The organism is Dehalogenimonas sp. 4OHTPN (assembly GCF_040448695.1).
In the GTDB taxonomy this organism is placed as follows: Bacteria; Chloroflexota; Dehalococcoidia; order Dehalococcoidales; family Dehalococcoidaceae; genus Dehalogenimonas.
The window spans coordinates 681823-695507 of sequence record NZ_CP159307.1; the positions used below are offsets into that span (position 1 = coordinate 681823).

The 13685-nt window shown below is 51.9% G+C and carries 15 protein-coding genes; 6 read left to right on the plus strand and 9 right to left on the minus strand.

Annotated elements, in window-relative coordinates; genetic code table 11:
* The first annotated feature begins 3 nt into the window (after positions 1-3).
* Genes ABV300_RS03725 through ABV300_RS03735 form a run of 3 tightly spaced genes read left to right on the plus strand, consistent with a single transcriptional unit; the run spans position 4 to position 2631 of the window.
* On the plus strand, positions 4-288 hold the full coding sequence (locus ABV300_RS03725) for a type II toxin-antitoxin system HigB family toxin (RefSeq protein ID WP_353715186.1): 285 nt from the start codon (positions 4-6) through the stop codon (positions 286-288).
* Between the two features lie 13 nt (positions 289-301).
* Entirely contained in the window at positions 302-1507 is a 1206-nt protein-coding gene (locus ABV300_RS03730) for an ImmA/IrrE family metallo-endopeptidase (RefSeq protein ID WP_353715187.1), read from the plus strand.
* Positions 1508-1512: 5 nt separating this feature from the next.
* The gene (locus tag ABV300_RS03735) at positions 1513-2631 is read left to right on the plus strand and encodes a beta family protein (RefSeq protein ID WP_353715188.1); all 1119 of its coding nucleotides are present in this window, start codon (positions 1513-1515) and stop codon (positions 2629-2631) included.
* Here ABV300_RS03735 and ABV300_RS03740 read toward each other — a convergent pair.
* Positions 2552-3148, minus strand: a complete 597-nt coding sequence (locus ABV300_RS03740) for a sce7726 family protein (RefSeq protein WP_353715189.1) — start codon at positions 3146-3148, stop codon at positions 2552-2554. The two genes, ABV300_RS03735 and ABV300_RS03740, sit on opposite strands and share 80 nt — an antisense overlap.
* 119 nt (positions 3149-3267) lie before the next feature.
* Here ABV300_RS03740 and ABV300_RS03745 point away from each other — a divergent pair, with 119 nt between their 5' ends.
* From ABV300_RS03745 to ABV300_RS03755, 3 genes are all read left to right on the plus strand, one after another.
* A complete protein-coding gene (locus ABV300_RS03745; protein ID WP_353715190.1) occupies positions 3268-3468 on the plus strand; it encodes a helix-turn-helix domain-containing protein in 201 nt (66 codons plus the stop codon).
* 329 nt (positions 3469-3797) lie between these two features.
* On the plus strand, positions 3798-4175 hold the full coding sequence (locus tag ABV300_RS03750; RefSeq protein ID WP_353715191.1) for a hypothetical protein: 378 nt from the start codon (positions 3798-3800) through the stop codon (positions 4173-4175).
* Positions 4176-4216: 41 nt separating this feature from the next.
* Positions 4217-5386 (plus strand): radical SAM protein, encoded by a 1170-nt coding sequence (locus ABV300_RS03755; RefSeq protein ID WP_353715192.1) that lies wholly within the window; start codon positions 4217-4219, stop codon positions 5384-5386.
* Positions 5387-5591: 205 nt separating this feature from the next.
* On the opposite strand, the gene mnmA is transcribed toward ABV300_RS03755, so the two are convergent.
* The 8 genes from mnmA to ABV300_RS03795 all read right to left on the minus strand — a co-directional run bounded on the left by mnmA (position 5592) and on the right by ABV300_RS03795 (position 13403).
* Positions 5592-6677, minus strand: a complete 1086-nt coding sequence (gene mnmA, locus ABV300_RS03760) for a tRNA 2-thiouridine(34) synthase MnmA (protein WP_353715193.1) — start codon at positions 6675-6677, stop codon at positions 5592-5594.
* A 4-nt stretch (positions 6678-6681) separates the two neighbouring features.
* Positions 6682-7827, minus strand: coding sequence for a PLP-dependent aspartate aminotransferase family protein (locus tag ABV300_RS03765; RefSeq protein WP_353715194.1), 1146 nt, complete (start codon positions 7825-7827; stop codon positions 6682-6684).
* Positions 7828-7983: 156 nt separating this feature from the next.
* Positions 7984-8211: an SHOCT domain-containing protein gene (locus tag ABV300_RS03770; protein ID WP_353715195.1), complete on the minus strand. Its 228-nt coding sequence runs from the start codon at positions 8209-8211 to the stop codon at positions 7984-7986.
* 80 nt (positions 8212-8291) lie between these two features.
* Complete coding sequence (gene lgt, locus ABV300_RS03775) at positions 8292-9104, minus strand: prolipoprotein diacylglyceryl transferase (protein WP_353715196.1); 813 nt, start codon at positions 9102-9104, stop codon at positions 8292-8294.
* Positions 9105-9119: 15 nt separating this feature from the next.
* Positions 9120-9341, minus strand: a complete 222-nt coding sequence (locus tag ABV300_RS03780) for a sulfurtransferase TusA family protein (protein ID WP_353715197.1) — start codon at positions 9339-9341, stop codon at positions 9120-9122.
* Positions 9331-10338: a cysteine synthase family protein gene (locus ABV300_RS03785; protein ID WP_353715198.1), complete on the minus strand. Its 1008-nt coding sequence runs from the start codon at positions 10336-10338 to the stop codon at positions 9331-9333. The genes ABV300_RS03780 and ABV300_RS03785 overlap by 11 nt, the downstream gene beginning before the upstream one ends.
* A gap of 19 nt (positions 10339-10357) precedes the next feature.
* Positions 10358-11680: a putative sulfate exporter family transporter gene (locus tag ABV300_RS03790; protein WP_353715199.1), complete on the minus strand. Its 1323-nt coding sequence runs from the start codon at positions 11678-11680 to the stop codon at positions 10358-10360.
* Positions 11681-11816: 136 nt separating this feature from the next.
* Positions 11817-13403, minus strand: a complete 1587-nt coding sequence (locus tag ABV300_RS03795) for a 4Fe-4S binding protein (protein WP_353715200.1) — start codon at positions 13401-13403, stop codon at positions 11817-11819.
* Positions 13404-13685 lie beyond the last annotated feature (282 nt).

Here is a 13685-nt window from a genome sequence, read left to right on the forward strand (position 1 = left end):
ATCATGAAGGTGATAGGGTTAGCGATACTTCACAGGTATTGCGTGAATCACACAGATTGCGCGGATCAGATTTCTACCTGGATCGCTGAAGTAGAGGAAGCAGCATGGGCCAAGCCCAATGATATTAAGGCACGTTATGCAAGTGCGAGTTTTCTTCCTGATAACCGAGTTGTATTCAACATTAAGGGAAACAGATATAGGTTGGATACGAAGGTCTTTTACCAACGTAAGGTTGTCATGGTGAAGAGGATGGGTACCCACGCTGAATATGAGGGGTGGAAGTTCTAAAAGGAGGGAAGAGATGAGCAAAGTTATAAAGAATGAAGAAGATTATGAAGGAGTGATGGTTGAGCTAGAAAGTTTGCTGGATCGAAATCCCGCTCCCGGAACTTCTGACAATGAAAGGTTGGAGCTTCTCACTTTACTCGTTCGGGACTATGAATCCAAGGCTTTTCAATTTGTCCCACCAGATCCAATAGAAGCAATTAAATTTAGAATGGAACAACAGAGTCTTACTCCCAGAGATCTTATTCCTTATGTCGGTAGTCGGAGCAAGGTCTCAGAAGTTCTTTCCGGGAAGAGGCCGCTCACAATTTCGATGATACGAGCTCTTAATTCAGGTTTAAGAATACCGGCAAGTATTTTAATACAAGAAAAAACGCCGGATGGCTGTGATGATGTCATTGATTGGGAAAGGTTCCCTTTGAAACAGATGGTTGATTGGGGTTGGATAAATCTGCACGGGTCAGCAAGTTCAGCTCCCCCTGAGCAAATACTCCCTGCCTTTCTGGCATCAGCTGGTTCGCTGCGTGCACAAGCTGTCCTTTGCCGCTCGTCGAGTCACGTTAGGTCCGCTAGGACAATGGATGATTATGCTTTTACGGCCTGGGTGGCTCGGGTTCTACATCTGGCCAACAAGAGCCCGGTGAAAACCAAGTACAAACCTGGCGCCCTTTCAAGCAAATTATTAAACGAGCTAGCTCGTTTAAGCAAATCAGAGAATGGACCTTTAGATGCGCGCCAATTTCTTAGAGACTTGGGGATTCACGTAATCGTTGAACGGCATTTGCCCCACACATATCTCGACGGAGCAGCTATTATGGTGGACCGGCAACATCCGGTTATTGCACTTACGCTGAGATATGACCGTGTTGATAGCTTCTGGTTCACATTGATGCACGAACTGGCCCACATTTTACTGCACCTAGAGAATGAGGATGATGTTTACTACGACGACTTAGACATCGATGCTGAAGATGACCCGAGGGAAAGGGAGGCTAACCGCTTTGCGGGCGAGGCACTCATCCCTACCGATGCTTGGGATAAAAGTCTAGCGAAACATTTACGTTCACCACAAGCTGCGGAACATTTAGCCAATCAGTTGGGAATTCACCCTGCCATTGTCGCTGGACGTATGCAACACGAATTCAAAGCTTATCAACTTCTGAGGAATCTCGTTGGTAATCGCCAAGTAAGGAAGTTTTTCCCTGAGGTCAATTGGAGTTAGTAGCTATGAAAAGATTCGATTCGCAACATTACGTACCAATTTTACGATGGAAGAAGGCTGAACGAACTGCTTTGGCTAGATTGTACGAGGCCGATTCAGGGTGCATAACGCCAATGATCGAAATCGTGCCGGAAAACCTAATACGTAAGGATCCCAAAGGTGAGATCGTCAACTTAAGCCCAGAAGAGGCAATTAACAAAATAGTATCGCAAATCTCCAAGCATTGGGGGAGCAGACAACTCTATATTGACGTTGGACTTTTATCTCCGAGTGCCCTTTTCTTTGACGGAAATCATTTCCTTACGATGGTAAGTCAGCACGCTAGCACCTTGGGTTTATCATTTATACCAGTAATTAGGGTTGCGAAAGATCAGACTTATAACTCTGCAGTCAAAGCAGTGACTCTGATACACGGCCAGGGCGCTTGTATACGATTGACCCATGAGGAGATCAAACAGCCCGAGTTGGCCAATAAAATAGACACCTTATTGGCTTTCCTAGAAATTTCCCCCGAGAATGTTGACTTGATGATTGATTTTCAATTCGTCGGCCAAGGTCTACCTACATTCAAAACAATATACAAGGTACTGCCACACGTCGATGAATGGAGGAATCTAATTTGGGCAGGCGGTGCCTTTCCCGAAGACCTCAGTAAGTTGAAAAAGAATGATATTTACTGGTTGCCCCGCAATGATTGGACTTCATGGAGAGAGCAGATCGTTAGGTCCCAGTCGGGACTTCGTTTACCCATTTTTAGCGACTATACAATTCAACACCCACGATACCGTGACCTTACAGGACGACTTATGAACATAAGTGCGAGCATTCGGTATACATCCGAAAAAGACTGGGTGATCATGCGAGGCGAAAGTATTAGCGCAGAGGGCGGGCCAGGGACTAGTCAATGGCCCGCAAATGCCGCTTTGCTCTGTGAGCGCGAGGAATATTGCGGAGATGGGTTCAGCTATGGAGACAGGTACATTAAAAATGAGAGTTCTGCTTTTGACAAGCCTGGAAATGCTACCACATGGCTGTGCGCTGGCATCAATCACCACATGACGTTTGCGGTTCGGCAACTCGCCACGCTTTTCGATTCCTCAATTGTTGCCTTATCCTCGTCTTAAGATCCTCGGGGTCAAATGCCTCAACGAGCCTGTGGTAAATAATTTTCCTGCTCTTGGAACGAACACCATCTGCAGCGTCTATCCCTTCAAGCATTGCCAATGCTTCGTTACGCCATAGCAAGGTCACAAGGGCGTTGATATCCACCGAAGGATTATTGCGTGGCGCCCTTGCACTGTTAAGTACCACCGAACCGCTTGCTTCGTTTGGTTCTGCTAGTCTGACCCCCCACCAGTCCGGGACCATTTTAAAAGCCCGACCCGCGTGACGATAACTTACAACTAGGGTCATACGATCGGCAACACTGCTGAAAACCTTAATTTGGTCCGGTAATCGCCGTAAGTTATCGAGATCACCCTTGATTTCATACCCGTGGAGCCGATGATTTACAACCGCCAAATCCAGGCGGCCCAATCCGTGCCTAATCCCCAATTCGTCAAGAACGAGAGTATTGCTGTCTCCGGCGTACTTTCTCATAAGTTCCGCTTTTAAGACAGCCCGAATGTCTTGGTCTTTCATCTATTTCTTGGATTCATTCTAGAACACTATCGCACAGTTGTCAATATGTAACAACAGTTACGCACACTTATATTGACTACAAGCCATAATGGCTTTAGAATGAACTAATGAGAACAGTTATGAACGACAAAGACATGTTGACCATCGAAGAAGTGGAGAGCGAGTTTTCCCTGAAGCGATCGACTCTATATCGATACGTTCGTCTTGGATCAATCACCCCTTACAGAAAAGCAGGGGATCGCCGATCTTATTTTAAGCGTGCAGAGATTGAGGGCCTCGTTGGATTCCATCCTCGAAAGCCAAAAGCTATCAAGGCCTAGTTGGTCACATGGACTTACTCCAAGGCATCGAACTCCATCTCAAACACGACGGTTCTATCTGTCGGGCACCGTAGCCCACTACGTAGGACTAGAACAATAGGATCACACATTCAAATCGAACTCAACTCGAAGGACGTCATGAACAGAGATAATCGCTAATCATGATTAATGGTATATATCGACCTTACAAATTAAAAAGTGCCGGAATTATCTTTCTCATCTGGCGGATTTCATTATACCTAAACCGAAACGTTATCGAGACTGTCAGCTACTGTATTTTGGAAACACGACGCCGGAGAACAAACCTAGCAAAGAGTACTTCTTCACGAATGGAGTTGGAAGCACTCAAACAAGGTATAAATGTTATCCCCTGGCTGGAGCAAGCTGCTGGTGTTACCCACAGCTTCACAAGTACGACCCACGGGCCCTGTAACGTCTATATCATCTTGCTGCGTGGTATTGAACCAGACAAAAATGAATATGCTCTATATGTGGGACAGAGCGCTCGTAAACCGGAAGAAAGGTTTAAACAACATAAGGATGGTTGTAAATCAGGGGCAGGATGGGTCAGAGATTATGGCATTTGCCTGCTACCAACCTTATACGAGCATTTAATGAATATTTCTCGCGACGAGGCGGAGAAACTTGAACAAGAAATCGCCGAAACCTTGAAATCAGCTGAAATCAAAGTGTACGGTGGACACTAATATCGACTTCTGAATCATGTTGTTATGGATACAGCAATTCTATGACCGTATACTACCCCACCCACATACTACGCATCCTACTCCGACGCGGGTTGCTGATCGATCGCCTGAAGTTTATTTTTGGTGTTGATGCCGGTGAAGTCGAACGGTTTATCATGGCGGTTTATGCGCATGGCCAGCCAGTACCCGACAGAGCGGTTTCGGCACACTTGCCAACTTTAGTCGAGAACGGATACCTGAACGTAGATGGTCCCAGCTCTCGCGGCCGATGCTCCTTCATGAACACCGTGGGGGTTAACTTTGAACTGACTTACAGATGTAATCTACGTTGCCGGCACTGCCTCCAGCAGAATATCCGCGATGATACCCGGCGGGAACTTTCCACTGAACAGGTCAAACACCTCATTCGCCAAGTTTATCTCAGTGGGCTCTGCACCGTCGGTATTAACTTTACCGGCGGTGAGGCGTTGGGACACCGGGATGACCTATTTGAAATCATGGCGTATACCGGCAGGCTAGGAATACCCTGGCGGCTCAATACCAACAGTTGGTGGGCGGGCAAGGCAGATCTGGAATTATTTGGACGGCATTTTCCTTCATCACAGGACCTAGTGCTTTATCTCAAAGACCTGGGACTGCAGCGGTTCGCATTGAGTTTCGATGAAAGGATGGTGGACTCAAAGCGGGTCAATGACTTGTTGTGCTCCATCAGTCTTTGTGAGATGAACGACATCGACTATGAGGTAATTTTCACTGGAATCGAGAGCGCCGAGGCCAGCCGCGTCATAACGTTGATCAAAAAAGCCCTGAAATGCAACTTCCTGCCGCACCTAACCATTGTCTATAATGAGATGGTGGACGTCGGTGGGGCAATCGACTCAGCGGGCCGGCATTCGTGGCAGTCCAACTTGTCGCCATGCATGGGTACAGGCTTCTACCATCCGGCGTATTTACATATCAGCCCAGAGGGAAAGGTCAGAACCTGTATGTACGCCTCCGACGCGGCCAATGTGGGTGACGTGCGAAAAGATGACTTTATTGACCTGATCAACAGATTTCCGGGTAATGAGATCGGCCGATTTTTTACCAGCCCTGTTAAAAAGCAACAGGCGATAGCAAGGCTGACGGCGCAGGGCGCTGAAAAATACAAGGCATTGATTCATGAGTGTGCCCGAAATGCCTTCGTGGCTGGCGCGCTGGGATCCAAATAAAGATCGTCTAGCAGATCGGTTTCGAGTCAGCTGGCGTCCGCCAAGGGAAGGTTATTGAAAAGACTCTCCCCAGCCAATCTTTCTTAGTCTTCTGAGTGGTTCTCGGTATCGTCCTCTTTGGTGGAATAAGGGTGATAAGATCACACAGAATGATGCCTCAACAGGTTTCGTATCTCATCAATTGATCACCTAGATAAAGTGAACATTAAGGAATGATGTTTGATAGGGTTCCACCACCGACGACAACATCGCCCTCATAAAAAACCACCGCCTGTCCTGGCGCCGGTGCAACCTGAGGCTCTTTGAAAGTAACCCTGGTCTGTCTGGTATCAAGCGGCTCTATCCAGGCAGCAGCGGCTGGCGCGCCGGACCTGATTTGGGCGGCAGTTTCTCTGCCTGAATCGAGACGCTCAATGGAAATCCAATTAAGGCCAACAACCAAAATAACATCGCGGAAAAGTGATTCACGCCTGCCGACAATAATTGCGTTGCGCTCCGCATCTATGGCTGTCACATACCTTGGTTCTGGGCCAATCAGACCCAACCCATGGCGCTGGCCGATGGTGAAGGAGGCAATCCCGGGATGAATGCCCAGCACTCGCCCCGACTCATCGAGAATGGGGCCTGCTTCAGATCCATGGCCTAGCAGTTGCCGGTAGCCTCCGGAGACGAAGTTCTGGCTCTCAGGTTTGTCGGCTACCGTTAAGCCAAACCTCTGCGCTTTTTCACGCACCTCTTCTTTGGTCAGGTCACCAAGAGGGAAGCGAACGATTCTTAATTGCTCTTGCGATAACCGGAATAGAAAATAAGACTGGTCTTTGCCCCGGTCGAGACCGCGTAGCAACCGATAACGGGCGGATTGCGGGTGGTATTCCACCCGGGCATAATGCCCGGTGGTAACAAAATCGAAATCGAGTCCGGAAGCCTTGGCACGGTCGATAAGCGCGCCCAACTTGATCGTCTGGTTGCATCGGACGCACGGGTTGGGTGTTCGACCGGCGCGGTATTCGGCTTCGAAATACTCAAGTATCGTCGCTTGGTATTCCTGGCTGAGATCGAACACCTCCAATCGGATGCCAAGCGTCTCGGCCACTTTCCGGGCGTCCTCGATGTCCTCCGACTCGCCAGGGCCGTAGCAACCGTGCCTCAAACGAGTACTACCTGTCGATTCGTCGCCGCCATAGATTTTCATCATGATTCCGGTGACTTCGTAACCGGCGTCCTTAAGCAATGCGGCGGCCACCGCCGAATCGACACCACCGCTAAGGGCAACCAGAGCTTTACGGGTCATCTGATCAGGCCCCGGGTTGTAGCGCCTGAGCCAGGTCGGCGGTCAGGTCATCGGTATGCTCCAGCCCCACCGACAGCCGGATCAAGCTGTCGGTGATGCCGACGCGTTGCCGGTGTTCGGCGGACATGGAGGCATGGCTCATTGTCACTGGGTGTTCGGCCAGGGACGCCACGCCGCCCAAGGATTCGGCCAGGGCGAAGAGTCGCAAGCCTCGGAGGACTCGGCTGGCTTCTTCAAAACCGCCTTCCATCTCGAAAGAGACAACGCCGCCGAAGCCAGTCATCTGCCTTCTTGCGATCTCGTGGCCGGGGTGCTCCGGTAAACCGGGATAATAGACCTTCCTGATACCTGGTTGTTCCTTCAGGAATCGAGCAATTGCGATACTGTTCTTTTCGTGCTGCGCCATCCTTATGTGCAATGTCTCGATACCGCGCAGTACCAGCCAGGCATCGAAGGGAGCTTGAGAAACGCCCATGGCGTTGACTAGGAAGCCGACCTCCTGCGACAACTCCGGTGTGGTGGTGACGATGGCGCCGCCGACGACATCGCAGTGCCCATTCAAATACTTGGTTGTCGAATGGACAACCAAGTCGATTCCGAAAGATACCGGCTGCAGGAAAACGGGCGAGGCAAAAGTGTTGTCTAATACAGTCATGATCTTCCGCTCTTTAGCCACCGCGGCTACCATCTCGAGGTCAGTGATGTTGAGCAGCGGGTTGGATGGCGTTTCCAACCAGATCATCCGGGTATTGGGGCGGATGGCGGCTTCCAGATCGGCGCGATTCCGGAGACAGACGAAGGAGACCTCGATGCCGAACCGGCTCATGACGCTCCGAAAAAGGCGGTACGTGCCGCCGTAGATGTCATCGCAAGAGATGATATGATCGCCAGCCTTTAGGAGATGTAACACGGTAGTGATAGCAGCCATGCCGGTGGCACAAGCGAAGGCGGCGTGCCCGCCCTCCAGCCGGGCGATGGTGTCCTCAAGCACTTTTCGCGTTGGGTTGCCGCTACGGGTGTAGTCATAGCCCCGGGTCTTGCCGATATCCTCGAAAACGAAGGTGGACGTCTGGTAGATGGGCACCGACAGGGCGCCGTAACAGTTATCAGGTCGAACTCCCGAATGAATGGCGGCAGTTTCGAACTCCACAAAGCCTCCTTGTTATAGTCCTGGGCGATACCGCTATCATCTCGTGAGACGACAGGATAGCTGACTGGATTTACTTCATTAATCGCTACTCAAACCGGAGGAAATCGATTAATTCAACTTGGCGAATAACGGGATTTCGAGTTGGACTGAGCGCAATCAGATGAGGTTTTTCTTCACCTCAGCGTATTCTTCCCTTGAGATTTCACCTTTGGCGTATCGTTCTCGAGCGATTTCCAACGGTGTGCGAAGATCGCTGATATATGAACCACCTCTAGTCGCCCTAGTGATTAACCAAATAACGAAGGCGACAATTCCAACCCAGAATACCACCATAAATGACATCATGAGCCACATACCGACTCCCCAGGTGTCACCGTACCACATAATTTACCTCCTAAGTATTTTTTCTTCTTCGATCATTTTACCACTTCTATATTTGTCGCCGAACGGCCCGACTGATCGGATCAGCTTCTAATCTCAGCAGGCTGACTCCGGGCTGTCCGCCATGGACGCCACTTAAGTAAAGCCGCGGTGGCAGCAAAAGCAATCATAACCAGGGAGATAAGTTGCGCCTGCTGCAGTCCAAAGATGAACTCGTTTTCGATTCGGACAAAGGTCAAAAGGAACCGCCCGGCAGCATAGAAGCCGATGAAAGTCAGGAACAAAATGCCGTCGCTCAATGGCCGCCGGCGCAGCCATAAGATCAAAGCAAGGCCGAGGCCGTTCCATAGCATCTCATACAAAGGATAGGGTTGAACAGGCAGGCCGAGAAGCTCAGGCCTGATCATTGATCCCGGATTCGTATAAATAAAAGCCCATGGCAGATTGGTGACGCCGCCGACGGTATCGCCGTTCACGATGCAGGCCAATCTACCGATGATGAGGCCGACGATAACACCGGGCACCAGTACATCCAAGAGTTTCAGCAACGGGAGGCGTTGCAACAATGCATATCCCAGGACGGCGATGCCGCCTCCCAGCAACCCCCCCCAGATTGCTAGGCCACCCTCCGAAAGGTGCCAGATCATCTGCGGTTGAGCGGCGTAAAAACTCCAGTTATCGACAACATGAAACAGTCGGGCACCCAGCATGCCGGCAAGCACGACCACCAGCAGGAGCGTGTTTACATCCAGATTAAGTGAGCGCCGCTTGGCCTCAAGGTGGGTGATGAATCCGGCCGCAATAATTGCCAGCATGATGAAGATGCCATACCAGCGCAGCTCGAGACCGCCGATACTGAAGGCGATGGGATCGATGTTGATGATTATTCCATTCATTGAAGCACTCCTTAACTATCTGACGACGGTCAGAATAAAACGGGTCTCCGTCTCTTTCTCAAACTCCGGTTTGATGCAGCGAGTCCGCAGTTCCTGAGCGATGCTTTTAAGCGACTCGGTATCGCCAATAATCATTCTGATGCTTTCACCGGGATTCAGGCCCTTGAGCACTTCCGCCGCCTTGATCCGGGACAGGGGGCAAACATAGCCCGCCAGGTCGTATTCCCTAATTTCCATTTGTGTTTTCCTGTCTGTCCAGATAGTCCGCATAGAAACGGCCGTATTTGAAGGCATCGTCCGGGGAGATGACGACGGCGATGCCAGCACCGGTCGTGGCGTACCGCAGGGCGACGGCCAGGATGGCGCCGGTGGTCGGGCCGACGAGTATGCCTTCTTTCCGAGCTATGGCGACGGCGGTACCGTAGGCTTCGTCATCGGTCACTTCCTCACGGCCATCGATCACGCCCTCATCGAGGATTTTCGGCACCAGGTCCGGCGGCAGGCCGGTGATGCGCTTTAGCCCAGGCAACTTGTGGTCGGACGATGCCGGTTCGATCCCGACGATTTTGATATCAGGGTTGCGCTCTTTGAGGTATTTACCCACGCCGGAGATGGTGCCGCAGGTGCCGAAACCGGCAAAGAAATGGGTAAGCTCTCCTTCGGTTTGCCGCCAGATTTCTGGTCCGGTGTTCTGGTAATGGGCTCGGACATTGAGTTCGTTCTCATACTGATTGGGGCTGACGTAGCCTTCCCGGGTGGCCGGGCTGCGCAGGATGGCGTCCACCAATCCGCGGGCGCCCTCCGAAGGGAAGCGCGGGCAAAGGGCGTCGTCGGCTTCCCATAGCTTAGCCCCGAGCAGCCGGAGCATCAACTTCTTGTCCTCCGGGATGCCGCGGGGCACGGCAATCTCCACAGCAATGCCCAGAGTGTTAGCGATGGCGGCGATGGCCAGGCCGGTGTTACCGGACGACGGCTCGATGACCGTTTTGCCCTCGTGTTTCAAGTCACGGAGCATCTCCAGTGCGATGCGATCCTTGATCGAGCCAAACGGATTGTAGCGCTCCATCTTGAGATAAATCTCGAAGTCCGGATTCGGACATAGGTGGTTCAAGCGTACCAGCGGCGTCGGATTATCCTCGCTGGCAATGAGTTCGATGATATTGGAATATACCCGCAGTTGGTGATCAGTTTTTTCTTTTTCAATTTTGATTAAAGTGTCTGATAGATTATTCATTTCAATCTCCTGCACTGCCTTAAATCGGAGGCTCGAAGAAGATACCCGACCATAGCAGCCAGACAATAAGCAGTGTCCAGACGACGTTGAATGCTTGGGCGCCGATGAAAGCCAGCGCCGGTTTACCGCGGCCCACGGCCACCAGGTCCTTGATGCGCGTCTCGAGTCCGATGGAAACGAACGCCAGGGCGAAGAACAGATCGCGATAGCCCTTGGTTGTTCCCAGGATAGTATTGGTCGCTGCAGAGCCGAGATTCGGCTCGACAATCAAGGAGAAGACGACCGATGCCAAAACGAAGCCGACGATGAACTTTGGGAAGCGGTACCAGATATCAATAAGGCGAGGCTTTCCGGTGTTGGTAACGATGCCCTGGGACTTGTCAATGGAAAAGGTCGCCCATATCGCCATGAAGAAGGCGGCAAAACCGATGAGCACATTCTGCGCCATCTTCACCAGCGAGGCGACCTGAAGCCCGGTGTCAGGATCGACCAGCGTCCCTGCTGCCACCACGGCACCAGTGGTGTCAATGGTGCCGCCCATCCAGGCGCCGGCTACTTCCGGGGATAAACCCAATGACTTAGCAAGTAGGGGCATGCCGATCAGCATCGGCATAGCCAGGAGCAGCACCAGCGAAATAACATGGCTGATATGCTTGGGATTGCCTTTGACCGCACCTCCGGCGGCGATGGCGGCCGAGACGCCGCAGATAGAAACGCCGGAGGCCATGATGCTTGAGAATGAACCGCCCAGTCCCAGCTTCTTGCCCAGCCAGAAGGCGAAGAACCAGACGGCGATAACCACCAGGAGCGCCTGCGCCATGCCGACGGCGCCGCCCTTGACGATGGTCGAAAAGAGGATCTCGGCGCCCAGGAGCACCAGGCCGATCTTGACAAAGAACTCGGTTTGAGCGGCAGCTTTCAGCCAGTGCGGAACGCGCAAAATATTGCTGATGAATAAGCCCAACACCAGCGCCCAGAGCACCGCCTCCAGGCCCCATTTTTGGATCGGAGCGAACTTGCCGATCCACATGGCGATAAAAGCCAGGCCAAAGATGACTGAAAATCCGGCAAAATGCTGCTTAAGATTGGCGCCGATGAAGCGCCGGGCCAGCAGCGTCAGCCCTAAAACGAAGCCAAAAAACAGCGCGACAGCGCCTATTGTACCGAAGCCGGATGGAAAAGACTGGCCGACAGTTGACCATTTAGCGATCTTCGGCAGCGCAGGTAGGAATTTAATGATACCGAAAACCAGTATGAGGAAACCCGCCCATACCGCCCACCAGTCCTCTTTTTTCCAAAGTGAGGACCAGTCCGTGCGTGTAGATATATATGATGTTGCCATTGTCCCCTTCTTTCGGTCGCGCTGGCGACCTTTTATTTTCCAGGCTGGATCAGCTAGAAGGGAAGGCAACAGAGGTATTCCCGCGGCCTCCTCGTTCCGCGGGACTTTTCAAAACGTGTCAGGTTGAAATATTGACTCAGGGTGCGCATGTTGTTACTCTCGCCGAGCTTACAGGAGCTTCGGCTGGGTTTATCAGGGTATCTTTTACCCGTTCAAGTCCCCAGCGATCGATCAGTGTCGCGGCATCAGTCCTGGTATCTCTTAACAGGCGCATTAACCTCCCGGTGATGGCGAGGGCCTCGTCCTCTGAAACCAGACCGGTGATCAGCTGTCCAAGTCTGGTATCCTGCCCGCCTCGGCCGCCGATAAGCACAGTAAAGCCGCGCTTTTTTTCCACCAGGGCATTGAAGGGGCAGACGCTGATGCATTGGCCGCAGTGGCGGCACTGTTCATTATTAATAGTCACACGACCATCGATGATCTCGATGGCCTTACGTTTGCATACCGGCACGCACAATCCGCAGCCGGTGCAGCTTTTTGCATCGATCTCAAACTCCGCAATGCCGTAAAAACCGATATCGGAAAGGTGGGCGATACCGCAGGAGTTTGGGCAGCCCGAGGCGGAGATAGTCATTTTCACATCGGCCAGTCCCGACTCCCGGGCCATAACATCGATTCGTTTGAGTAATGCCTGCGGGTCGGCCAGGCTCTCAGTGCAGTAACCCCCGAAGCAGCTCTGTAGGTTTGCCAGACCACCGTCGATAATTGCCATGCCGGACTCGGCTATCTCCCGCCTTACAATCTCGAAATCGGCTTTGGCGATACCGGGGATCTCCGGACCGCCGCGGACATCGAAATGAACGATACCCAGACCGTAGCCTTCGGCGATGTTGGCGATCTCCTTGAGTTGTGCCGCCGTCACCTCACCGGCCGTCGCCCGTAGTTTTACGGTTTGCTTTCCGGTGTTACAGCTGAGCTCGGAGGTAGGGCAGATGATTGGCTCCAGACCTGATACTTGGCTGAGGGTCTGATGCAGTTCGTGCCTCACTGCATCGGCGCCAAGCCGCTCGATGAGATCTGCGGCCCTTTCACCGCGCCGGCCTTCCCGGTTCATCAGTTCAAAGAAATTCTGCACCAGGCGGAGACACTCTTCCTCATTCAAGGATTCCGCTATTTTAAAGCCCAAACCGGGATTCAGACCAAGTCTTCCGCCGATATAAGCGTTATAACCCGCCCGCACGTCGGTGGTAGCCGGCACAAAACCGATATCGGTCAGCGCCCGCGAGATGATGCAGTCTTTGGCGCAACCCACCACTCCGAGTTTGACCTTGTTGGCCATGTGCGCGTAGAAAAAATTATCCAGCTTCTGAGCCAGCGGCAGCGGGTCGGCGATGATATGGGGGCAGAGTCTGCCCAAGCAAACGTTGACGTTCCTGACGGTAGGGCCGCAGCGGTCGAGGGTTAGATAGACACTGGACAGCGCCTGCTGGACGGCTTCGAGATCATCATCCTTGATAAACGGAATGATGGGGATCTGCCGGGAGGAAAAGAGAAGGAAACCCCGCCCGTAGCTCTCGGTTATCTCGGCCAGTTTATTAATCTGGTTGGAGCTTAGGTTACCGCAGGCCGTCTTGACCCAGATGGCGTACATGTCATCGTCTTTAAGCTTGACGATGCCGCGCTTTCGGAGTTCAACAATATCCGTTTCTAATGTACTCGACATATCTTTCCTGCAATACTTCAGATCGCTCAGGTCCGAGTTTAATAAGTTGACTAAGTTGCTCAGATTAGACATGATTATAACCCGCATAATTCGCATCTGTCAAGAGAGTCGATCCTTGCTGATGTGTGTGAACCAAATTAACGAACTCTTCCCGACTCCGCCGTCAGCGGCCATGAAGCAATCAGTATTGTCCATTGAGATCGAAGCACCGATTTGGTTGCCGGTTGTAGCTCCTACCAGCTCAGTTCACCTCGACTGATGCGGCAATGTTGACAAATGTAA